Raw genomic sequence first — 20,779 nt, forward strand, 5'->3', positions numbered from 1 at the left:
TCTGAACCGTTTCGCCCCGTCAACCGCAGACGTCGAGAACTGTCAGCCGGCGATCTGGTATTGCCGAACCGGATGGCGGACCATCGCGTCGATATCAATGCCGTCGAGAATCCAGTGTAATTGCTCGGTCGTCAGCGTTACCACCATCATCTCCCGACGTGGCCATCGGAACCGGTCTTCCGACAATCGCTTCAGCACCATCACAAAACCGGACCGATCGAAGAACAGGAGCTTCATCCGGTCACGGCGGCGATTGCAAAAGGCAAAGACCGCAGGCGCAAACGGATCGAGCTCCATCACCTCCTGCACCAGGACCGCAAGGCTGTTGATACCGGCCCGGAAGTCGATCGGCTCGCGGTGCAGGTAAACCTTGATATCAGCGCCCAGTCTGAACATGACCCAGAGCTCCGATGATCGCCGTCAACGCATCCACATCACCGCATTCCAGCGAAAGCTTCACGCCGTTCGGCAGCAACGCGCTGATTTTGGAAAAACCTGACAGATGGGCCGTCTTCTCCAGTGATGCCGGTTGTTCTTCACCATACGCGACCGGTATATCCAGCGAGCGCATCCCGACAGGCAGGCTGCCGTCTGCTGCGACGACCGGGATAAACGGCGAGCTTGCAGATACCGCCGACAAGCCAGCCTCCCTGGCCTCCTTGACCCACTTGCGTAGAAGGTTGGCATTGACCCCATGGCCAAGCGCAAGGCCTGATATAGAAACACCAGGCTGGAGGCAAGCCGTAACAAGCCGCGCCTTTGATCCTGGATCATAGCGCCGCCGACCATCACGCCCCACCAACCGCACACGCAGCTTCTGCTCTTCGTCATTCATATTTGGTGTCCACCTATTTCAAGTGGACACTTCATGCGGCAGAGAACTCAACGCGAAAAGGCGCATGGAAATGAGCGCTTACCATTGGAAAACGCGAATGTCGATACCGCGGAGAACGACCCGCGCTTGATCGCCCCATGGGGCGAAGCTGACACACGTTAAATCGTCGCTCAAGGAGACACAAAACGCTGAGGGGAGGTCGGCGAACCTTTCAGCAATAGCGAGCATCCGCGCACCGACGAGAGCTGTCGCCCTCAAAAAGGGGATGGACGTTCTCAGCAATGCGAGCTCCACCCGCTATCGCGCGGCAGTCGCTTGCTCACTTCCGAGTCGGACATATCTCTCAGCCGACCTGCTCCACTGCCAGAGTGCCTGCTGAAAGCGGCTTGATCAGAGACGTTGCGGAGATCGTCGGATCGAGCCAGTCGGCCCAGGCGCTGCGCTCGAGGATAACGATCTGCCGATCGTGGTATGGGGCAATATCCGGACCGGGCTCCATCGTCAGCATTGTGAAGGCTTGGCCCACCTCCGGCGTCTCTCGCCAGATGGCGGCTATGCAGAAAATCGGTTCATTTTTTTTGGTGAACAGCCATTTGTCCTTGCGCTTTTTCTTCGGATCCTCGGGTTCCGTGAATTCGTAAAAGCCGTCGGCGACAATCAGGCAACGATGGGAGTTGAACTCCCGGCCTTCTGACCGGAAATTATATACCGGCCGCTTGTTTTGACCCGGCCAACTCCATCGCCGCTGCACGAGTTCGGCCTCGTCGCGCACGCCGTCGATCGTTCTGACGATGGGGCCGATATCGGTGATCTTGATGTCCTCGCGGGCTTCGAGGTTCGGTGTGCCTTCGCCGAAACGGATCTTGATCTTAAGCTCCGCGAAGTCCTCGACGATCGAGGCGACATCGACCATCAGCCTATAATCATTGCACATTGGTCCTCCATTTTGCTGTAAACATGTGACCCCGAAACCAAACCGATTGAGTTGCAACTCATGCTCGGATTGCACCCCTCCAGGAGAACCAGCAACTGTTCGGTTTGGTGGGTCGCAAGCCTAGCACTCGCCAATCCGTTTGATCAGTGTGGCTTGCCGTGCGTGAATGGCGGCTCCATCCCGAACGCGCTGCAGAACCATCTGAAGTTCTTGCAGGCATCTCCCGAGATTAACAGCTTTCTATCAGTCGTCATACGACGGCAGTTAGGCGATTGCCCGCGACTGCCTTGCTGATGGTTCGACGCCCCGCTCGACGAGCGGCACGCCGTCATTGCGGCCCGGCCGATCGCCGTTATTTCGAGACGCGGCTCTAAGCGTTCGGTGTCCGCCGTGAAGAAAGCTGGCGCTAGCGTAGGAATGCCGGCTGCCAATGCAGGCGCGCTCTTTCATGATCGGCGGCGCTCGTGCGGCCGCTGCGCTCGGATCACTACCTGCATCTCGGTGATCCGTTCTCTCAGCGGCCGCGGCCTCTTTCATGCCAGCTCCTTTTGACGATTGCTAACGAACCATCGGAAACGCCCGCGGTTCCATATCCGATCGGGCTAGCATCGTGACGGATACGAGCCTATGCCCCGCACTCGACCGGAGTCGGCGCACTCGCGCTTTTGATGACCGTATTTGGGAGGCCGACCAACGGGGATGAGACGCTGCCGTCCCGGGAGCCATTCTGAATAAAAGGTCCCCGGATGTCTTTTCGATCGGTGAACGTCCCGCCGGCGAGGTGCTAATCCGCTTTCTGGTTTAAATTATTGGAACAAATAGGGGTTCTCAGGGTTCTCGAACCGCGACAACAAGACCAATAACACGAGAGGCAACCCCATGAAGAAGTTGGTAATTCTAACCATCGGCATGCTTCTGGCTGCAGGCGCATCCTTCGCCCAGAGCGAGACGCCGTCGACATCGCAGACCACGCCTGCAATCGCCACCGGGCCAAATCCGGGCGCTCCTGTCGCTGGCAAGAACAGCTTCACGGAAGCCCAGGCAAAGTCTCGGATCGAGGAGGCGGGCTACAAGGACGTTACGGGTCTGAAGCTCGATGACCAAGGTGTCTGGCGCGCCACCGCCAGCAAGGACGGCAAGCAGACCGGCGTCTCCCTGGACTTTCAGGGTAACGTGACGATGGCCAAGTAACCAGCAACACGATCGAGGAAAACGATAATGAAAACGGTCACTGGACTTTATGACAGCTACGACGACGCCCGCTCCGCTGTGAAAGCGCTCGAGGACGCAGGCATTCCATCCGACGACATCAGCATCGTGAGTAATAAATCGGACGGCGTCGACGTCGAAGGGCAGGGAAGCTATGCCGCCGAAGGTGCAGGTAGCGGGGCAGGCCTCGGCGCTTTAGCTGGTGCCGCTGGCGGTTTGCTAGCCGGGCTTGGAATGCTCGCGATCCCGGGCGTGGGACCCGTTGTCGCAGCGGGTTGGTTAGCTGCAACGGTTGCGGGAGCTGCGGGTGGCGCGGTCGCCGGTGGCGCGGTTGGCGGACTAGTGGGCGCAATGGTCAGCTCGGGCGTCCCCGAAGAGGATGCGCACTTCTACGCTGAGGGTATTCGCCGAGGTGGCTCCGTGGTGACCGCGCGCGTCGATGATGGCCGTGCAGCGGAGGCCAAAGCAATCCTTGATAGTTCGCGGGCCGTCGACATCGCCAACCGCCGCGCGCTGTATGCGGAAGAGGGGTGGACCCGCTTCGATGAGGCGGCCGATCCCTATACTGCGCAACAGATCGCCGCAGAACGTGCACGGTATCGTTCCCGCCTTTAGAAGTTTATGGTCCGCCAGGTTCTTGCGTCTGGCGGACATTCTCAGCTGCCCTGAGGTCAGTTCCAACCACGAGCCGGCTGCGTCCATGGTGCCTGGCAAAGCGATGGCGTAGGGCGCCTGGCGGCTTAGTCATCACCGTCGCAATCCAGTTCCATCAGCATTCAAAATACATCGTTTGCCTTGTTTCCACCGGGGCGCATGGTCCGGGACCAGACCCTTGCCCTGACCGCTCTGTATAACCGGCGGCACCCAGCACCTGCTGCACAAAAATCATTGCGGTGCTGCTCGTTGCAACCGCGGTCGTTCTTGGAGCTGCCCACCATCCGATTGGAGCAACCCTTTTTGAGCGGCGGGCGCAGCGCGGGCGGTTGGTCGGGATCGAAATCGAACTCCTATCGCGTCTGTAAACGGCGGTCATTTGGCAAGCCCATCGCGGCGTGCGGTTAGATGTTCTTCAGAAGCCAGATTTTGCCCGCCATCGTTATCCCGTGAGCGGTTTCTTGCGCTGCGGAGACCGGATTAAGGCATTGCAGAAAGCCGAATTCTTTCAACTCTTGCAAAGTTGACGTGGTCAAAAATTTGACCTTTTGCGGCCGTTCCTTAAATCTGTCTGTCTTCGCATAGGTGACGGTGGCGTTCAGATGGGTCCATTTCTTGGCATCCGTTGGAAACAGATCTCCATCTTTGGCGAGTTTCAGACCCCTGATTTGCGCCGGCGTAAGCATGATCGTCTTCAATGTTCGGTCCTTGAAAAGTGTGAATGCGGTTGACGCGCCGCGATTTACACGGGCGGTCTGCTCAGATTTCCTGAATTAAGGGTTCGATGTTGCTTCGGATGCTTCGCGGAAGGATATCAGCTTCCCCCTCGTTTCATCCCACAGCACGAGCCTGACACATTGCAGGCTCTCCCATAGTGTTATGCGGCCGATGTCTGCCAGTTGAGGGTGGTCGCGCAATACTTCAGGAAGCCGGTAGTAGGGGATTCTGCTCGACAGGTGATGAACGTGGTGGATGCCGATATTGCCGGTGATCCATCGGAGCGCCGGCGGCAGATCGTAGTGGGACGCGCCGTGGAGTGCGGCTTCGGCAAATCGCCACGCCTTGCCTTTCGACCAGTGAGTTTCCTCGAACTGGTGCTGAACGTAAAAGAGCCACACACCCGCCGCTCCCGCCAACGTCACGATCGGGAGGTGGATCGCGAGAAAGGGAACAGGTCCGACAGCCCATATCATGGCGAGCGCCAGGGCGGTGATCGCGAGATTGGTCGCCATTGTGGAGATCCACGGCAACGGACCATCGGCCATCATCCCGAAGGGCAAGCGCTGCTTGAAAAGGAAGAGCCAGGCGGGGCCGATGCCGAACATCACCAGCGGATGCCGGTAAAGGCGATAGCCGAGCCGCTTTAGGCGCGGGAGAGATCGATACTCGGCGACCGTCAGCGTGGTGATGTCGCCTGTGCCCCGCTCGTCGAGATTTCCTGCTGATGCGTGATGGGCGGCATGCGCCCGCCGCCAGTAGTCATAGGGGGTCAGCGTCAAAACACCAATGGCGCGCCCTGTCCAGTCGTCGAGACGCCTGCGGGCGAAGAACGAGCCGTGCCCGCAATCGTGTTGAATCATGAAAAGCCGTAATAGAAACGCGGACGCCGGAACGACCGATATCAGTCCGAGCCAGAATCCTTGGAAGAGCGAAATGGACGCGCAAGCCCAAAAGGCGGCGAACGGGACGACCGTAACCAGAAGCTCAAAACCGCTCCGCCCGATGCGAGGCTGGCGGTATCTGGAAAGAACCTTCAGCCACGCTCGAACATTATCCTCAGTAGACTCGGCAGGCATGTAGACACTGCTTTCCATGAACTCGATCCGTCTTTCTGGCCTCCGGCCGCAGCGCCGCCGCAGCTTCGCGTAATTTGCCGGCTTCGGCCTGCCTTGAAAAATGTCAGGCTCTACGGGCCTTACGTGCCGCGTATCGACGGTCACGTTCCGCCTTGCGGGCCGCCTCATCGACGACATCCCGAGACATTTGATCGTTGATAACGGCTTGCCGGGCTTCTGCCTCGGCCCGTTCGTTGGCTTTTGCAGCAGCCGCCAGTGCCGCCGCTTCCATCAAAACACGCTCGCGTTCCGCCTTCTTTGATGCTTCGCGGTCGGCGCGACGCACTTGTCTGGCGGCAGCGATCGCTTCGCGTGCAGCAAGTCGTTCCCGCATCGCGGGATCTGTCGATTTCGGGGCAGACGCAAACTTCGTCAGAAGCTGCTTTTTGGCTTCCGCCGCAGAATTCCGCCGTTCGGCAAAGCCATTGTCGCTTTTGTGTCTCAACGTGTCTTCCTAGTTTGATTTTCAAAGGTCGGGAACAGAAAAGGGCATTCGTCGCGGTTCAACGGGCCTTACGACGAAAAAAAGGCCAGGCATGCGCCTGACCTTCTCAACTCGTGGCCCGCCATGCCGGTACATCCGCGGTCATGACACGCCCCTAAGCTCATGCGGCCTGGAGCTGGCCGGCGGACATCCTGCCCGACTTCTGGTCGCGCTCGACCTCGTAGCCGAGCTTCTGTCCTTCGACGATCGAGTCCAATCCGGCCCGCTCAACAGCAGAAATGTGAACGAACACATCCGCACTGCCGTCGTCGGGCTGAATGAAGCCAAAGCCCTTCGTGGCATTGAACCATTTAACTGTGCCAGCGGTCATCACAAACCCTTTCATAGCAACGTTGATCACCGCTGGGCGACGCACAGCGGCTAGTTTTCGACTTTTGAGAGGGGAAGTTCGTTACGAAGCGGCAAGCGCAGCAACAACAAATATCGGCAAAACAAAGTATCGATGCGCTCTAATACATGGGGGAGCCAGGGGCGTCAACCTTCCTCCAGCTGTCGTGGTCGCGGCGGCTAGCTGCTTGCCGTCGATGATGACTGTAATAGGTTCGCTCCCGCGTCACACGTATTCGGCGTACATGCGGGCAAGGTCGTCCCACAGGTTTTCGGCGAAGCCGCGCAGTACGATGATTTCGAAGGCGTCTTCATCGACCCGCGTGATGTGGCCGATCAAGCGTTGGCGCGACAGCGCTTGACCTCGACACACCGATGAGGAGACCAAGGGCGGCCCTTACTTCACCGTGATGGCAATGCCGCTGAGATCGGCGTTGACTTGCAAGCCTACCTGCTTGCCTGAGAGTTCGAGTTGGGCGCCCTTGTCATTGGTCATGACGATCACCTGTGCCCCTTTGCCGACCGCGCCGCCACCGCCCGCCGCCCCGTAGACCCCCGTCACATCTCGGGCGCGGCGAATGTGTCGAACGGTACCTTGGAAATAGGTCTTAGAAGCCCCGAAAGCGAGGCCGCCCGAGATGCCGCCGACAGAGATGGGATAGCGGCGACCATGGAAGGTCAGCGTGCCCTCGCCTCCAGAACCACCCACAAAGAAGGCAGCCTTGTAGACTGAGAAGCTGATCGTACCGCTGTCGGCATGCGCGGAGCCGGCAACGCTGATTCCTGCTGCAGCGATAACCGCAGCCGCGACTGAACGAAATCTGGACGAAATCTTCATGATGAGAACTCCTCAAAATCGCCACTTACCCAGCCGGCCGGCCACGTCACCGTCGGATCAACGTGATAGCTCAACAGTCTGGCCCGTCATTAGTTCCAAGCACGCGGACTGAATCCGACTGCGAGAAAGACGAGGAGGGACATAATTCCCTGGCAAAGCGGCCGCTGCCAACGACGGTGGAAAACGATGGTTCCACAGCTGACGGTCGGCGTGGTCAGCCGACCACTTATCTTTCCAACCATTAAGCCCACGACAAGATGATATCGCCGAGCAGGCTATTCCCCTTGACCCAGGCGGTTCTCGTCGTCAATCACGATCAGTCGTGCTGGCGCGCGCTCAGTCCATTCCCAAAGAACGAGGTTCAGATCCTCCCGCGTCGCGCCCGGGGCGAAGCTTCTAACGAGCAGACCATGATAGCCGCCGGCGGCCAGCCGCCTGGCGAAGTCTCGCGTTCTGGCCTCGCCGCTTGCCTTCATCTGATCGCGCCATGTCGGGTCTGAAATCGCGGCGGCATCCATTCCTTTGGCCTGAAGCGCATCTTCGTCGCGACTGTCGTAGACGCTCTCGAAAGCAGCGTCATAGGAGACGAGCGTTGTCGGCTGCAGGTTGCCGACCTGATTGGCCTCGCGCAACGCAGTCATCACTGATAGCGACGTGTAGAGCGCCGGCATTCCCTTTGGGTTGAACCTTCCGCCATAGAGTTCGGCTCCCCGGCCCGAGAGTGGCTGGCGAGCATATATCGGGTTCAGTGCCCGATAGAGCTTACCTTCATATCGCATCAGCTGGGGCTACGCGTGGATGCCGGCGTCGACCGCGTCAATATAGTCGAGCACCTCATCCGCACGGCCATCGCGCACCAGTTGCATGGCGGTCTGGCCCGAGAAACCGGGCAGGGGCTCGGAGCGATACCACGCATAGGCCATCAGTCCCGAGCCGAAGCGCGGCTCGACCTTGTTGACGACCTCGATCATCTCGCGCAGGCGACGCTGGGTCTTGCCGGAGCGGATACGGTCCTTGCGCTGGATCGCGTCCTTGCCGAGTCCGGCGGTGCGGGCGATTTCTTCGCTGGTCGTGCGGAAAACGTCCGCGATTTTGCGCGGCGCAAACAGCCCGTTATCCGCATATTGAGCGAGTCCCATTTCTCTTGCCTTCGTTCCAGAATGCCAATCTCACTGACGATATATAGCGTCAGAAACAGCGGTGTTCAATCCGATAAGAGGCCAATGCGGAAGGAGGAAGGGGAAAGAGCTGGTTACAGATCGGCCAGACAACGGCGCTTGCGCTCAACCGCGGCCTGCCGGTAATCCCGTCCCCCTCGTCCTTTGCAGAGCTTCGAGCCCTGCTTGGTCAGCGGGGAATCGAGCCCTCCATCCCGTCCTCAAAAAGCCGGAAGAAACCATCCGTCTACGACAAAGCTCTCTATCGTCGCAGACACAAGGTCGAGAACCTGTTCGCCAAACTCAAGGATTGGAGGCGCATGGCAACCCGTTATGGCCGATGTGCCCACACCTTCTTCTCGGCAACCTGTATCGCAGCTTCCGTCATCTTCTGGCTGTGATTAACGAGTTCCAAATCGTTCGATAAGCATCTCAGTGAGGGTTCGCACTTTTCGAGAGGGATACTGGCCGGGCGGCCTCACGACGAAGATGCCGGCTGGCGGAATCGGATGACGCGTCATGATTGGCACCAGTGCACCCGAACAAATATGCTCCGCGACCAGCGGTTCTGGCAGATAGGCGACCCCGACTCCATCCAGAGCGGCGGCTACGAGGGACATTGCGTTATCAGCTATGAAGCGTCCCTGGGGACGCACCGTGACAATCTCGTCGCCATCCATGAATTGCCACGTCTCGGCGTCCCGCATAACGACTTGGTGATTCACAATCTCGTCCGGTGCTTCTGGGGCACCGTGAGCCTCGATGTAGGCAGGACTCGCAACCAGCTTGCCAAAGATCGGTCCGATGCGTCGTGCGACGAGGTTCGAGTCCGACAGATGCCCCAGCCGAATTGCGCAATCAAAACCCTCTCCCACGAGATCTACGAAGCGATCAGTATAGGAAGAAAGGATTTGTAGTTGCGGGTGTCGGCTAGCCATCTGGGAGAGGACGGGAGCAAAATAGGTCGGGCCAAATGACAGTGGCGCGGCTACGCGCATGCGGCCTCGAAGCTCACCGGCGGGCAGGATCGTTTCGCGCACCACATCCAAGTCAGCAGAAACCCGTGCTGCGTAATCTCTGAATGTACAACCTGCTTCCGTGAGCGCGATACCACGTGGTCGTCCTTGCAAATAGCTGTGCGCCGAGTTCCGCCTCAAGCCTGGTGATCCGCCGGCTGACCATCGACTTGGAGATGCCCAGTCGCAGCGCTGCAGACGATACTCCGCCGGCATCAGCAACTTCGACAAATATTCTTAGATCCTCAAGTTCCACCAAACGTTCCTTATTTTGCAACACGGCTTCACACGACCGAGGACTACCAAGGCAAAGAAGACAATGACAACTTCGCCGCGGCTGACTCTCCCATCAGGGCATCCTCGCAACGTGCCTCACGAACCGCCAATATAGGATTTATTCCATAATCTTTCTAACGGCTTCAACTCACTTCGTCGTCCATCGCACGCGTCCGTAAGGCGCCGCCTTGCGCATGACCGCAATTCGTAAAAATCAATCGAACGAGGGTAAAATGATCAGAAAAATATTCATTGCGTTTGTGACAACTTTTTCTTTCTCTGCGGTTCAGGCACAAACGACGCAGGAACAGCCCGGTGCTGATCTGATCGTTTTCAACGCAAAGATCTTCACCGGCAACCGTGGGCAGCCCGAAGCTTCGGCTTTAGCCATCAAGGAAGGCCGCATTTATTCCGTAGGCTTAGATGCGGACATTCTCAGTCTGACAAATTCGGAGACCAGGGTGATTGATGCGCGCAGCCGCAGACTCATCCCCGGCATCATCGATGCCCATATACATGTCCTCAACGACTTGGCCTATAACTACAATGTTCGATGGGATGGTGTGCCGACGCTGCGTCGCGCATTGGCCATGCTGAGTGAGCAGGCCGCACGCACGCCGGAGGGCCAATGGGTCAAGGTAATTGGAGGCTGGTCCCCCTACCAGTTTGAGGAGAACCGCTTTCCCACGCTGGGCGAACTGCACAAGGCCGTGCCCGATCGCCCCATGATCGTGCAATATGCCTACAACCGCGCATTCTTGAACAAGCAGGCGATGGAGGCACTTGGCGTGGGCACCGATCGGTTCCCAAAGTTGCCGGACACCGAATTCGAAAAGGACAGCCGCGGCAATCCGACCGGTGTGGTCCACGGCTATACTTGGTTGTTTCTCGCCCTCGAGAGCATGGTGCCGCAGCCCACGTTCGACGAAGAAGTGAGTTCGTTGATCTATAGCATTCACGGTTTGAACCGGTTCGGCGTGACCTCGATCATCGATAACGGCGGCAGGTGGCCATACCCGGAGGCCCAGACGAGGGTAGACGTGCTTGCACGAGACAACCGCCTCAATGTGCGCATGCCCTTTGTGGACTTGCAACTGGGCGACGGCGGGCCGGTAAACATGGTGGATCTGGAACTCGAGGCGATCACGAAAACGGCGGCGATAAGTCCAGGACAAAACCTGCACCCCACCCTGGCACATGGCCATGAATATCGAGGGGCCGGGGAGGTTCTGAGCGGGGAAGTGCACGATCATGAGAACTTCGACCGTCCGGCGGTCATCATCGAGCCCGAGAAGATGCGGCGCTTCGTCGAGCAGGATGTGATGAAGCTGGTCCAGCGGCGTATCCCGTTTCGCATGCACGTCAGCTACAACGAGAACATCTCCCCCTTTCTCGACGCTCTGGAGAAGGTGAACGAAACGATCCCGCTCGATGGCCTGAAATGGAGTCTCGAGCACGCTGAGACCATCAATCCGGAGAACATCGATCGGGTGAAAAAGCTGGGCGGCGGAATTGCCCTGGACGCCAAAATGGCGCTGCACGGCGATGGTTTCATCAAAACCCATGGTCGCGAGAAGGCTCTGGAGACCCCGCGTCTGCGCAAGCTCGTGGATAGCGGCATGCCGCTGGCCATGACCACCGACGCCTTCCGTGCAGCCACGTTCAACCCTTGGGTCGGTATAAGTTGGATGGTATCTGGCAAGTCTGTGTCCGGATCCGAAATTCTTGCCGAGGACAATCGCCTATCCCGCACCGAGGCGCTGAAACTGTTTACCAATGGTGCAGCGTGGTTCATGAATACAGAATCCGAAATGGGCGTAATCGCCCCTGGATACCTGGCGGACTTTGTTGTGCTCGACAGGGATTACTTCACCGTGTCGGAAGATCAGATCAAATCCATCTCTTCTGTGCTCACTATCATGGACGGAGAGGTAGTGTTTGGTGCGCAGGACTATAGCGCTCTATCGCCAAAACTGCCCGAGATCCTTCCGGCTTGGTCACCCGTAAAATACTTCGGCAGCTATCATGGGGAAAAATGAACCCAGCTGAAAGGTTCTCCCCGCTTTCCCCAACAGTCCCATTGCAGAAGCCCGTTGGACTCCGGTTTCGCCGCCTGGCCGTATCCTGCTGCGGCGGAAGCACCATCGCCTATGTGTGGGAGCAGCAGCTGCTCAACACCCGAGTGCCGACGATCACGAGCGCGCACTGATTAAAAGTAGGGTTGACGAGACCTCGGACGAGGCATCTCGAAGAGCCACGTTGGTTCCAGCCTCATCATCTCGTCTCAAACGCCCTCGTGCTTGGCCGTGCCAGTGGCGGACGGCGGCGATCACCCATGAAAAGTTAACACAGGATGTGGCTATGGGCCGAAGGCTGAAAAGGCGAGCAGATGATTGACCGACAGAGATGTGTCACCTCGCGTCTTTCAATAGCGCTCAGTCTTCGGTCCGTATCCAAGGCGCGGTCACTCCTGCTTTCGCTTGCCGCCCTTGCCTTTGCTCAATGGAACTGCCGGTCAGCCCTGGCGGCGGATGATTTTCTCTTGGAGCAGGAGAGGCCCTCGATAAAAGCCGACCGGTCGCAGGAGGACTGGTCGCTTCTCGCGGATCCGAAACTGCGGAATGAGCCGCTGGATAGTCTCAAATACATTCCGTTGTTTCCCTCCAATCCCGACAGCTATATTTCGTTAGGGCTCAATCTACGCGAAATCTTCGAAGTCAGTGATGCGCCGGCGTTCGGAACCGTGCCGGCGAACCCCAGAGATTCCTATTGGTTACAGCGCGCGCAGTTCCACGTCGACGTTCACCTGAATGAAAACTGGCAACTGTTTACACAGTTCGAGGATGTGCGAGCCTTTAACAAGACGGTGGTCGGCCCTAACGACGCAAACCGATTTGACCTTCGGCTCGCATTCATCGGCTATACGCACGAGACTGACGCCGGAACGTTCAGTGCAAGGGTCGGTCGGCAAGACTTCGCGTTCGACCTGGAGCGCTTCATGTCGTTGCGCGATGGGCCGAATGTCCGCCAGTCGTTCGATGCGGTCTGGGCCGGTTGGGAGACGGATGCATGGCGCTTCTACGGTCTTGTCAGCCAGCCCGTCGGGTATCGGGATGATGATCCTTTTGATGATCGCTCAAGCAGCGATGTGCTGTTCAGCGGCGCACGTATCGAGCGGCAGCTTTCGCCGACGATCGAGGCCTGCGCCTATTACACGCTCTACCAACGCAAGGCCGCCGATTTCCTCACCGCGTCGGGTGAGGAGGGCAGGCACATCCTCGATATCCGCTCGGCCGGCAAACATGCCGGTTTCGACTGGGATGTGGAAGCGATGGGCCAGGTCGGGAAGGTCGGTTCGGCCGATATCTTGGCCTGGGCGCTGGGAGCGAGAACTGGCTATACCTTCCAGAATGTAAGCTGGTCGCCCAGGATCGGCCCACAACAAACACGGTTGAGAAATTGCGCCGCATCCTTGCCGCAGATCTCGATCTTGCCGAGCATCGCCATATCGCGGGGCCTCCCATGCTTGCGGGCGATAGCCTGTCTTTTGATGCCGATACCCCGCACGGGGCCGGAAGAGCTCGTGATGCTGCCGCGCGGCTACCTGTCGATCATTTCCTACCCGCAGAGGTAGCGCCTGGTGCCGGCGCCGGCCGCCTGGTCAATGAGGCAAACCGACACGGTAAACCCGGGCGGCCAACACCTCACGGATTGTTTTCCGCGGAATCGTCAAAGACCGAAACATGGGGTTTCGCCTGCCATCACGCGCTCGCGAGCGGCTTTCGCCACATTCGGATTGGCCCGGTCCTGCTTCACCCCGGTCCTGCTCCACCAATGACAATATTCTTGTGAAAAATCCGAGACTAGGGCACAATTTATAAATGCACCTGTAGTGCGCAACTATCTCAAATCCGGCCGTCTCGCGCTGGGTGACAGCTTGCGTGGGAGGGTCCGCCGATGGGTCAGGGGTTCTTTCTTCTGTTCGCGACGGTGTCCGTGATTGCGGCCCTGACTGTGGTCGTGGCGCGCAACCCGGTTCACAGCGCATTGGCGTTGATGGCTTGTTTCTTGCAGATTTCTGCAATCTTCATCTTGCTCGAAGCGCCGTTGCTCGCCGTCATCCAGATCTTCGTCTATGTCGGCGCGATCATGGTCCTGTTCCTGTTCGTGATCATGATGATCGATGTGCGCGAAGCGGTGTTGCAGCGGTTCTTGCCGGGCGGCAATCTGCCGGCTCTGGTGTTGCTCGTCCTGCTTGGGGTTGAGATGCTCGTGCTGGTGGTCCGGAGCGAGCGCTTTTCGGTAGCCGAGCCCGCCGCCATGCGCGGCGGCGATGGGATCAGGCAACTCAGTACGACGCTATTCGTTGACTACCTGCTGCCGTTTGAAGCCGCCTCCATCATCTTGCTGGCGGCCTTGGTCGGCGCCATCGTGCTGGCGCGAAAGGAGCAGGGGTGATGGTTCCGCTCTCGTGGTACATCGTGCTCGGAGTGATCCTGTTCGTGATCGGAGCGGCGGGCGTACTGCTCAGACGCAATATTTTGGTCGTGCTGATGTCGCTGGAGCTGCTGCTCAACTCGGTCAACATCAACTTCATCGCTTTTGGGCGTCAGTATGACGACTTCCGTGGACAGATCTTCGCGATCTTCGTCATCGCAATCACCGCGGCGGAGGTTGCCGTCGCCCTTGGCATCTTGGTCGCCTTTGTGAGGAACAAATCCACCCTCAAGGTCGACGATGTGACGATGATGAAAGGATAGCGGTTTGGACCCGGTGATATCGATCCGGCCGCTGCTTGCCGTTGCCGTCCCAGGTCTGGCGGCTCTTGCGATTCTCCTTTTGAACAACCGCGAGAAACTCCGCGATGTCGTCTCGCCGATGGCGGCGATCGTCATGTTCGCAATTGTCGCCTCGATGGCACCCACGGTGCTGGCGGGCGGGACCATCGATTTGCGCCTGTTCGAGATCCTGCCGGGGATCGACTTCGCTTTCCGGGTCGATGCGCTTGGCATGGTGTTTGCCACCGTCTCGTCGCTGCTGTGGATCGTGGCGGCGGTCTATTCCATCGGCTACATGCGGCATTTGAACGAGCACGCGCAGACCCGGTTCTTCGCCTGCTTCGCCAGCAGTCTTGCGGCCGCCGCCGGCGGCGCTTTCGCCGCCAATCTGTTCACGCTGGTGATCTTCTACGAGATGCTCAGCCTCGTTACCTATCCGCTCGTTTACCATCACGAGGACGATGAGGCATGGACGGGCAGCCGCAGGTACCTTGTCTATTTGATGGGCGCCTCGAAAAGCGCGCTTCTCGCCGCGTTGGCGCTGACCTACCACATTGCGGGGTCGCTCGACTTTGTCGCCGGTGGGCTGCTGGCCGGGGTCAATGCCTCGGCGGCGCTGCTGACTGTCGTCTATTTCTGCTATCTCTTCGGCTTCGCCAAGGCCGCGGTGATGCCGATGCACGCTTGGTTGCCTGCCGCGATGGTGGCGCCGACGCCGGTCAGCGCGCTCTTGCATGCGGTGGCCGTGGTCAAGATGGGCGTGTTCTGCGTGCTGCGGGTGGTGTTCGACATTTTCGGCACGAGGCTGGTGGACGGGCTGGGGCTCGGCATTGCCACGGCCTATCTGGTCTCGTTCACGATCCTCATGGCCTCGGTCTACGCGCTGACGCGGGACGACTTAAAGGCGAGACTCGCCTATTCGACAGTCAGCCAGCTCTCCTACATCGTGCTCGGCGCGGTTTTACTGTCTCCAGTCGCGATGGTCGGTGGGATCATCCACATCGCGGCGCATGCATTCTCCAAGATCACGCTGTTTTTCTGCGCCGGATCGATCTTCTGCGCGTCTGGCAAGCGCAACATCAGCGACATGGCCGGTATCGGCCGCCGGCTGCCGTGGACGATGGGAGCATTTTTTGTCGCCTCGCTGAGCATGATCGGGGTGCCGCCAACCGCGGGCTTCGTCAGCAAATGGTATCTGGCCTGGGGCTCGGTGGACGGGGGGCAAATCGCGTTCCTGGTCGTGCTCCTGGCGAGCTCGGTCCTGAACGCCGCCTATTTTCTGCCGGTCAGCTATGTCGCCTTTTTCGGGACGGAGGTTAAGGAGAGCCCGGTGACGGTCCGTGAAATTCCGATGATAACAATCCCGCTGATCGCGACCGCCATCCTGTCGGTGTCCATGGGCATCTTCCCAGACTATTTCCTCGCCCTGGCACAAGGAGTTGTCAGATGATAAAGCGCGTGGTCGATTTCTTTGGCGACGAAGTATATGCCAGTCAGCGCCGCCGCCTGTTCTATCTGGCGCTCGTTGTGATCGTCATCGCCGACTTTCTGGTCCCGCGCGACGAACACGCCGAATACCTGTGGGACCAACTGCCGGGCTGGTCGGCCGTCTACGGCTTCTTATCCTGCATTCTACTGATCTTCGTTTCCAAGTTCCTCGGCCATCAGGGTGGGCTCATGCGACGCGAGGACTATTATGACTGACTTCGTCCATCCCGCCATGCTCTTCATTCTCGGCGCTGTGCCGATCCCTTTCCTGAGCGGATCGATCCGCAAGCTCTATCTGCTGCTCATTCCAGCGCTGGCGATCCTCGCCGTCGTGGCGATGCAGCCGGGCAACTACGGTGCGGCGTCGTTCATCGGGCAGGAGATCCTGATCGCGAAGGTCGACAAGCTGAGCATCGTCTTCGCCACCGTCTTCACCATCATGGCGCTGATTGGAACGGTCTACGCGCTGCACCTGCCTCGCCCCGGCCAGCATGTCGCTGCGTTCGTCTATGTCGGCAGCGCGCTTGGCGTCGTGTTCGCCGGCGACTACCTGACGCTCTACCTGTTCTGGGAAGGCATGGCGTTTGCCTCTGCCTACCTCATCTTCGTCCAGGGCGGCCGGCAAGCGATCAACGCCGGGTTCCGGTATCTCATGGTCCATATCACCGGCGGCGTCGTCCTGCTTGGCGGCATCATTGTCCACGGGCTTACGACAGGCTCGCTGCTGTTCGGCCCGATCGTGGGGCAAATGGGTGTCGGTGCTTACCTGATCCTTGCCGGGTTCATGCTCAACGCCGCGGTGCCGCCGCTCAACGCCTGGCTGACCGACGCCTATCCCGAGGCGACCGTCACGGGGGCGGTGTTCATGAGCGCCTTCACCACCAAGACCGCCGTCTATGTGCTGGCGCGAGCGTTTCCGGGCACCGAGCTTCTGGTCTGGTTCGGTACCGCGATGGCGCTCTATGGCGTGATCTACGCGGTGCTGGAGAACGACTGCCGGCGGCTCCTGGCCTATCACATCGTCAGTCAGGTGGGATATATGGTGGCGGGTGTCGGTATCGGGACCGAGATGGCAGTAAACGGGGCCGCGGGCCATGCCTTCGCCCATATCCTCTACAAGGCGCTCCTGTTCATGGGCGCTGGGGCGGTGATTCATGCGACCGGCCGGCGCAAGCTCACCGAGCTTGGTGGGCTCTACAAGGCCATGCCGCTGACAGTGGCGCTCTATATGGTCGGCGCTTTTGCGATTTCGGCATTTCCATTCTTCTCGGGCTTCGTCACCAAGTCGATGGTGATAGCCGCTGCCGGACAGGATCATCGCGCGCTGGTGGTGCTGGCGCTGACGATGGCGTCGTCGGGGACGTTCCTGCACACGGGGCTGAAACTCCCCTATTACATGTTTTTCGGCACGGACCGGAAACTGGAGGCGCGCGAGCCACCCCGCAACATGCTGGTTGCCATGGCGATGGCAGCGGTGCTGTGCATCGCCATCGGGGTTTTCCCCCAGCCGCTCTACGCGCTTTTGCCTTATCCAGTCGATTTCGAACCCTACACCGGCGTCCATGTCACCGAGAGCCTCGGGTTGCTGATGTTTACCGCACTGGGCTTCGTGCTGTTCCTCAGGGCCCTCGACCCCGAGAACACGATCAGCATCGATACCGATTGGTTCTACCGCAAGGGTGCGCGTTGCTTCATGTGGATCGCCGAAAAGCCGCTGGCACGCTACGAGAAGGCCGTGAGCAATGTGTCCGAGAGCGCCGCGCTGCCCTTCCTGCATGGCGCGGCACAGGCAGGACTGCGGGTCGATCTCGCCGGCGTGGACGCCATCGTGAATGGCCTCGCCCGCTCGATCCTGCGCGGCGGCGGGGCGCTGCGGCGGCTCCAGACCGGCGTCGTGACCCATTACGCGCTGGCGATGATCGTCGGTTTGATCGCCGCCACCGTCGTCTTCGCCGTGGCGTGGCGGTAGGGGATGTCCATGGGGTTGCCGCTCCTCAGCCTCATCGTGTTTACCCCCGCCGTCGGGGCAGCCGTTCTGATGTTTCTGCGCAGCGACAATGCCGTTCGGTGGACAGCGCTTTGCGCCACCCTCCTCGACCTTGCTCTGTGCATCGCCATGCTGACGAGCTTTGACACCACGACCCACGTGATGCAGTTCAGAGAGACGCACCCGTGGGTGCCCGCGCTCGGGATCACGTATGCGCTTGGCGTTGACGGGATCAGCGCGCTCTTCGTGTTCCTGACCGCGCTGTTGGGCTCGATCTGCGTGCTCGCCTCGTGGGTCGCAATCGACCGCAAGGTGAAAGAGTTCATGGTCAGTCTGCTGGTCATGCAGGCGCTGATGCTGGGGGTGTTCTGTGCGCTCGACCTGTTCTTGTTCTACGTCTTTTGGGAGGCGATGCTGATCCCGATGTACCTGATCATCGGCGTCTGGGGTGGCGAGGGCCGGGTTTATGCGGCATTTAAGTTCTTCCTCTACACGCTTGCGGGCAGCGTCCTGTTCCTGATCGGCGTCATCGTGCTCTATTTCAACGGCGGCGAGACCTTCGACATCCTCGCCCTGACAGCGCAGGATTTGCCGTTCCGGATCCAGTCGTGGCTGTTCTTTTCCTTCCTGGTCGCCTTCGCGGTCAAGGTGCCGATGGTCCCGGTCCACACCTGGCTGCCGGACGCCCATGTGCAGGCGCCGACAGCGGGCAGCATCATCCTCGCCGGAGTGCTCCTGAAGATGGGTGCCTACGGATTCTTGCGGTTTTCCTTGCCAATGCTGCCGGAGGCGTCGGTGTATTATTCGACGCTGATGCTGGCGCTTTCGGCGCTTGCGATCGTCTATGGTGGGTTGCTTGCGCTGGCGCAGGACGACCTGAAGAAGCTGGTGGCCTATTCCAGCATCAGCCACATGGGCTTCGTGACGCTGGGGATTTTCGCGTTGAACCTGCGCGGGCTCGAGGGCGGCATCCTGCAAATGTTCAATCACGGCGTAACGACGGGGGCCTTGTTCCTGTTGGTCGGTCTGATCTACGAACGGACACATACGCGCAGCATGGCGGATTATGGCGGGTTGATGAAGGCGGCGCCGGTCTATACCGCGTTTCTTGCGCTGTTCACCCTGTCATCGATGGCACTGCCGGGAACGAACTCGTTCGTGGGAGAGTTGCTCGTGCTTTCGGGCGGGTTTGCGGCCAACCTGACGGTCGGCGCGGCAGCCGTCTTGGGTGCTCTACTGGGCGCGGCCTATCTGCTTGGCATGTATGGGAAGGTTGCCCTCGGTCCGGCCAGCGTCAACGCCCGTTTCAAGATACGTGACGTCAACGCCCGCGAGATGGTTGCGATCCTGCCGCTGGCACTCTTCGTGCTTTGGGTCGGTTTCTATCCGAAACCCTTTCTTGGCATCATCGACGCCTCGGTGAAGCATCTCATGGTGCAGGTGCACGGCAACGGGAGCGGCCAATGACCGCCGCCGCGCTCCTCCAGTCGATCCTCGCGAGCCTGCCCGAGATCGTCGTGGTCACGGGGGCCTGCATGCTTCTGATCCTGGGACAGCTTGTACGCAAGGGGCAGGAACAATTCCTTGTCTTTGCGTCCGTCGCCGTCGTGCTGATTGCCGCCGTTTGGACAATCATGCTGTCGGGCGAGGTGCGGCCAGCCTACGCCGGCATGTTCGTCGTCGACCGCTTCTCGGTCTTCTTCAAGCTCGTTTTTTATCTGGCTACAGTTCTGACACTCCTGCTTTCGCAAAAATACGCCGACATCGAAGGGATTGGGAACAGCGAATATTATGTCCTGCTGCTGTTTGCGCTTTCGGGAATGATGATCATGGCCTCGGCGACCGACCTCCTGTCGATCTATGTGGGCCTCGAACTGACGGTGCTCTGCACCTATGTGCTGACCGGCTTCTTGCGCCAAGAGCAACGGTCGAACGAAGCGGCGCTGAAATACGTGATCCTTGGCTCGGTCTCGACCGGGATTTTCCTTTACGGCGTTTCGCTGGTCTACGGGCTCACCGGCACGACGCAACTGGACGGGATGGCTGCTGCGGTGACCGGTGATCGGCTCGATCCCGCATTGTTGCTGGCGGTGGTCTTCATCGTCGCGGGGCTGGTCTTCAAGGTCGGCGCCGTGCCGTTCCACATGTGGCTGCCGGACGCCTATGAAGGCGCGCCGACGACCATCACTGCCTTCATGTCTGTCGGTCCCAAGGCGGCGGGCTTCGCTGTGATCTTGCGGGTATTCCTCAACCCGCTGGTCGCAGCCTCGGATGTCTGGATCATCGTTGCGGTGATTGCGGTCGCGACCATGGCGCTCGGCAGTTTCGTGGCGCTGGTTCAGGATAATTTCAAGCGCCTCCTGGCTTATTCCAGCATTTCCCATGCCGGGTTCGCCCTTTTTGGCGTGGTTGCCGGCGGTGCGGACGGGATCGCCAGCGTGATGCTTTACCTGCTGATCTACTCTTTCATGAATCTCGGCATTTTCGGCACCATCATCATGATGCGCAATGGCGATTTCTCGGGCGAGGTCATCGAAGACTACGCGGGTCTCGCAAAGTCGCATCCCGGGCTGGCGCTTTTGATGCTGCTCTACCTGTTCTCGCTGGCCGGTATTCCGCCGACGGCCGGTTTCTTCGCCAAGTTCTACGTGCTTGTGGCGCTCGTCGAGCGAGGTTTCGTCATGCTGGCGGTGATCGCAGTGCTTCTGAGCGTCGTCGCCGCCTATTTCTACATCCGCATCGCCATGGTGATCTACATGCGCGAGCCAAACAGGGCGTTCGACCCCGCGCTGACGCCCTTGGTCCGCGCCACGCTCGCCTTTACCGCCGCCGGCACGATCGGCATCGGCCTGTTTCCGGCGTGGTTCTTGAGGTTTGCTCAGCATGCGGTGTTTGGGGGCTGATCTATTGAATTTGCAATGATCCACCCGACGGAATACA

General features: G+C 59.4%; 21 protein-coding genes and 3 pseudogenes. 12 read left to right on the forward strand and 12 right to left on the reverse strand.

Annotation, left to right across the window (positions count from 1 at the left end; translation table 11 throughout):
- Nucleotides 1-42: 42 nt before the first annotated feature.
- The 3 genes from tnpB to WGT02_RS24260 all read right to left on the reverse strand — a co-directional run bounded on the left by tnpB (nucleotide 43) and on the right by WGT02_RS24260 (nucleotide 1,769).
- The gene (gene tnpB, locus WGT02_RS24250; protein WP_208245162.1) at nucleotides 43-396 is read right to left on the reverse strand and encodes an IS66 family insertion sequence element accessory protein TnpB; all 354 of its coding nucleotides are present in this window, start codon (nucleotides 394-396) and stop codon (nucleotides 43-45) included.
- Nucleotides 377-835: a transposase gene (locus WGT02_RS24255; protein WP_208245161.1), complete on the reverse strand. Its 459-nt coding sequence runs from the start codon at nucleotides 833-835 to the stop codon at nucleotides 377-379. The genes tnpB and WGT02_RS24255 overlap by 20 nt, the downstream gene beginning before the upstream one ends.
- 343 nt (nucleotides 836-1,178) lie before the next feature.
- Entirely contained in the window at nucleotides 1,179-1,769 is a 591-nt protein-coding gene (locus WGT02_RS24260) for an SOS response-associated peptidase (RefSeq protein WP_208247119.1), read from the reverse strand.
- Nucleotides 1,770-2,678: 909 nt separating this feature from the next.
- On the opposite strand from WGT02_RS24260, the gene WGT02_RS24265 reads away from it, so the two are divergent.
- Together WGT02_RS24265 and WGT02_RS24270 are read left to right on the forward strand one after the other, a co-directional pair.
- Nucleotides 2,679-2,960: a PepSY domain-containing protein gene (locus WGT02_RS24265; protein WP_225040157.1), complete on the forward strand. Its 282-nt coding sequence runs from the start codon at nucleotides 2,679-2,681 to the stop codon at nucleotides 2,958-2,960.
- Nucleotides 2,961-2,987: 27 nt separating this feature from the next.
- Nucleotides 2,988-3,593, forward strand: a complete 606-nt coding sequence (locus WGT02_RS24270) for a general stress protein (RefSeq protein WP_024315533.1) — start codon at nucleotides 2,988-2,990, stop codon at nucleotides 3,591-3,593.
- 443 nt (nucleotides 3,594-4,036) lie between these two features.
- On the opposite strand, the gene WGT02_RS24275 is transcribed toward WGT02_RS24270, so the two are convergent.
- The 8 genes and pseudogenes from WGT02_RS24275 to WGT02_RS24310 all read right to left on the reverse strand — a co-directional run bounded on the left by WGT02_RS24275 (nucleotide 4,037) and on the right by WGT02_RS24310 (nucleotide 8,276).
- A complete protein-coding gene (locus WGT02_RS24275) occupies nucleotides 4,037-4,318 on the reverse strand; it encodes a hypothetical protein (protein ID WP_029710094.1) in 282 nt (93 codons plus the stop codon).
- Between the two features lie 87 nt (nucleotides 4,319-4,405).
- A complete protein-coding gene (locus WGT02_RS24280; RefSeq protein WP_208247123.1) occupies nucleotides 4,406-5,446 on the reverse strand; it encodes a fatty acid desaturase in 1,041 nt (346 codons plus the stop codon).
- 85 nt (nucleotides 5,447-5,531) lie between these two features.
- Nucleotides 5,532-5,912: a DUF6481 family protein gene (locus tag WGT02_RS24285; RefSeq protein WP_208247125.1), complete on the reverse strand. Its 381-nt coding sequence runs from the start codon at nucleotides 5,910-5,912 to the stop codon at nucleotides 5,532-5,534.
- A 160-nt stretch (nucleotides 5,913-6,072) separates the two neighbouring features.
- Nucleotides 6,073-6,282 carry a cold-shock protein gene (locus WGT02_RS24290; RefSeq protein WP_024315529.1) on the reverse strand — a complete coding sequence of 70 codons (210 nt, stop codon included), beginning with the start codon at nucleotides 6,280-6,282 and terminating at the stop codon, nucleotides 6,073-6,075.
- 243 nt (nucleotides 6,283-6,525) lie between these two features.
- Nucleotides 6,526-6,639: pseudogene (locus WGT02_RS24295) on the reverse strand (sarcosine oxidase subunit gamma); the annotation flags it as partial.
- 57 nt (nucleotides 6,640-6,696) lie between these two features.
- The gene (locus tag WGT02_RS24300) at nucleotides 6,697-7,137 is read right to left on the reverse strand and encodes a hypothetical protein (protein ID WP_024315528.1); all 441 of its coding nucleotides are present in this window, start codon (nucleotides 7,135-7,137) and stop codon (nucleotides 6,697-6,699) included.
- A gap of 275 nt (nucleotides 7,138-7,412) precedes the next feature.
- Entirely contained in the window at nucleotides 7,413-7,916 is a 504-nt protein-coding gene (locus WGT02_RS24305; protein WP_024315527.1) for an RES family NAD+ phosphorylase, read from the reverse strand.
- Between the two features lie 9 nt (nucleotides 7,917-7,925).
- A complete protein-coding gene (locus tag WGT02_RS24310) occupies nucleotides 7,926-8,276 on the reverse strand; it encodes an MbcA/ParS/Xre antitoxin family protein (RefSeq protein WP_024315526.1) in 351 nt (116 codons plus the stop codon).
- A 248-nt stretch (nucleotides 8,277-8,524) separates the two neighbouring features.
- Here WGT02_RS24310 and WGT02_RS24315 point away from each other — a divergent pair.
- Nucleotides 8,525-8,695 (forward strand): annotated as a pseudogene (locus tag WGT02_RS24315) (transposase); the annotation flags it as partial.
- Here WGT02_RS24315 and WGT02_RS24320 read toward each other — a convergent pair.
- Nucleotides 8,696-9,566 (reverse strand): annotated as a pseudogene (locus WGT02_RS24320) (LysR family transcriptional regulator).
- Nucleotides 9,567-9,819: 253 nt separating this feature from the next.
- On the opposite strand from WGT02_RS24320, the gene WGT02_RS24325 reads away from it, so the two are divergent.
- The 9 genes from WGT02_RS24325 to WGT02_RS24365 all read left to right on the forward strand — a co-directional run bounded on the left by WGT02_RS24325 (nucleotide 9,820) and on the right by WGT02_RS24365 (nucleotide 20,742).
- Entirely contained in the window at nucleotides 9,820-11,625 is a 1,806-nt protein-coding gene (locus WGT02_RS24325; protein WP_208247127.1) for an amidohydrolase, read from the forward strand.
- Between the two features lie 350 nt (nucleotides 11,626-11,975).
- Nucleotides 11,976-13,220 (forward strand): alginate export family protein, encoded by a 1,245-nt coding sequence (locus WGT02_RS24330; protein ID WP_225039963.1) that lies wholly within the window; start codon nucleotides 11,976-11,978, stop codon nucleotides 13,218-13,220.
- A gap of 323 nt (nucleotides 13,221-13,543) precedes the next feature.
- Nucleotides 13,544-14,044: an NADH-quinone oxidoreductase subunit J gene (locus tag WGT02_RS24335; protein ID WP_208247129.1), complete on the forward strand. Its 501-nt coding sequence runs from the start codon at nucleotides 13,544-13,546 to the stop codon at nucleotides 14,042-14,044.
- Nucleotides 14,044-14,346 (forward strand): NADH-quinone oxidoreductase subunit NuoK, encoded by a 303-nt coding sequence (gene nuoK / locus WGT02_RS24340; RefSeq protein WP_024315522.1) that lies wholly within the window; start codon nucleotides 14,044-14,046, stop codon nucleotides 14,344-14,346. The genes WGT02_RS24335 and nuoK overlap by 1 nt, the downstream gene beginning before the upstream one ends.
- Before the next feature lie 4 nt (nucleotides 14,347-14,350).
- Nucleotides 14,351-15,814 carry a monovalent cation/H+ antiporter subunit D family protein gene (locus tag WGT02_RS24345; RefSeq protein ID WP_208247130.1) on the forward strand — a complete coding sequence of 488 codons (1,464 nt, stop codon included), beginning with the start codon at nucleotides 14,351-14,353 and terminating at the stop codon, nucleotides 15,812-15,814.
- Nucleotides 15,811-16,068 (forward strand): hypothetical protein, encoded by a 258-nt coding sequence (locus tag WGT02_RS24350; RefSeq protein WP_208247133.1) that lies wholly within the window; start codon nucleotides 15,811-15,813, stop codon nucleotides 16,066-16,068. The genes WGT02_RS24345 and WGT02_RS24350 overlap by 4 nt, the downstream gene beginning before the upstream one ends.
- Nucleotides 16,061-17,821, forward strand: coding sequence for a Na(+)/H(+) antiporter subunit D (locus tag WGT02_RS24355; protein WP_208247135.1), 1,761 nt, complete (start codon nucleotides 16,061-16,063; stop codon nucleotides 17,819-17,821). The genes WGT02_RS24350 and WGT02_RS24355 overlap by 8 nt, the downstream gene beginning before the upstream one ends.
- A gap of 9 nt (nucleotides 17,822-17,830) precedes the next feature.
- A complete protein-coding gene (locus WGT02_RS24360) occupies nucleotides 17,831-19,306 on the forward strand; it encodes an NADH-quinone oxidoreductase subunit M (protein ID WP_024315518.1) in 1,476 nt (491 codons plus the stop codon).
- Complete coding sequence (locus WGT02_RS24365) at nucleotides 19,303-20,742, forward strand: NADH-quinone oxidoreductase subunit N (RefSeq protein ID WP_024315517.1); 1,440 nt, start codon at nucleotides 19,303-19,305, stop codon at nucleotides 20,740-20,742. The genes WGT02_RS24360 and WGT02_RS24365 overlap by 4 nt, the downstream gene beginning before the upstream one ends.
- Nucleotides 20,743-20,779 lie beyond the last annotated feature (37 nt).

It is taken from the genome of Rhizobium sp. T1470, from assembly GCF_042140505.1.
GTDB classification, from domain to species: domain Bacteria; phylum Pseudomonadota; class Alphaproteobacteria; order Rhizobiales; family Rhizobiaceae; genus Rhizobium; species Rhizobium favelukesii.

What these genes read in the sequence shown, in the direction of transcription:
- tnpB (WP_208245162.1), bottom strand. Translation starts at nt 396, where the DNA reads ATGTTCAGACTGGGCGCTGATATCAAGGTTTACCTGCACCGCGAGCCG.
- WGT02_RS24255 (WP_208245161.1), bottom strand. Translation starts at nt 835, where the DNA reads ATGAATGACGAAGAGCAGAAGCTGCGTGTGCGGTTGGTGGGGCGTGAT.
- WGT02_RS24260 (WP_208247119.1), bottom strand. Translation starts at nt 1,769, where the DNA reads ATGTGCAATGATTATAGGCTGATGGTCGATGTCGCCTCGATCGTCGAG.
- WGT02_RS24265 (WP_225040157.1), top strand. Translation starts at nt 2,679, where the DNA reads ATGCTTCTGGCTGCAGGCGCATCCTTCGCCCAGAGCGAGACGCCGTCG.
- WGT02_RS24270 (WP_024315533.1), top strand. Translation starts at nt 2,988, where the DNA reads ATGAAAACGGTCACTGGACTTTATGACAGCTACGACGACGCCCGCTCC.
- WGT02_RS24275 (WP_029710094.1), bottom strand. Translation starts at nt 4,318, where the DNA reads ATGCTTACGCCGGCGCAAATCAGGGGTCTGAAACTCGCCAAAGATGGA.
- WGT02_RS24280 (WP_208247123.1), bottom strand. Translation starts at nt 5,446, where the DNA reads ATGGAAAGCAGTGTCTACATGCCTGCCGAGTCTACTGAGGATAATGTT.
- WGT02_RS24290 (WP_024315529.1), bottom strand. Translation starts at nt 6,282, where the DNA reads ATGACCGCTGGCACAGTTAAATGGTTCAATGCCACGAAGGGCTTTGGC.
- WGT02_RS24300 (WP_024315528.1), bottom strand. Translation starts at nt 7,137, where the DNA reads ATGAAGATTTCGTCCAGATTTCGTTCAGTCGCGGCTGCGGTTATCGCT.
- WGT02_RS24305 (WP_024315527.1), bottom strand. Translation starts at nt 7,916, where the DNA reads ATGCGATATGAAGGTAAGCTCTATCGGGCACTGAACCCGATATATGCT.
- WGT02_RS24310 (WP_024315526.1), bottom strand. Translation starts at nt 8,276, where the DNA reads ATGGGACTCGCTCAATATGCGGATAACGGGCTGTTTGCGCCGCGCAAA.
- WGT02_RS24325 (WP_208247127.1), top strand. Translation starts at nt 9,820, where the DNA reads ATGATCAGAAAAATATTCATTGCGTTTGTGACAACTTTTTCTTTCTCT.
- WGT02_RS24330 (WP_225039963.1), top strand. Translation starts at nt 11,976, where the DNA reads ATGATTGACCGACAGAGATGTGTCACCTCGCGTCTTTCAATAGCGCTC.
- WGT02_RS24335 (WP_208247129.1), top strand. Translation starts at nt 13,544, where the DNA reads ATGGGTCAGGGGTTCTTTCTTCTGTTCGCGACGGTGTCCGTGATTGCG.
- nuoK (WP_024315522.1), top strand. Translation starts at nt 14,044, where the DNA reads ATGGTTCCGCTCTCGTGGTACATCGTGCTCGGAGTGATCCTGTTCGTG.
- WGT02_RS24350 (WP_208247133.1), top strand. Translation starts at nt 15,811, where the DNA reads ATGATAAAGCGCGTGGTCGATTTCTTTGGCGACGAAGTATATGCCAGT.
- WGT02_RS24355 (WP_208247135.1), top strand. Translation starts at nt 16,061, where the DNA reads ATGACTGACTTCGTCCATCCCGCCATGCTCTTCATTCTCGGCGCTGTG.
- WGT02_RS24360 (WP_024315518.1), top strand. Translation starts at nt 17,831, where the DNA reads ATGGGGTTGCCGCTCCTCAGCCTCATCGTGTTTACCCCCGCCGTCGGG.
- WGT02_RS24365 (WP_024315517.1), top strand. Translation starts at nt 19,303, where the DNA reads ATGACCGCCGCCGCGCTCCTCCAGTCGATCCTCGCGAGCCTGCCCGAG.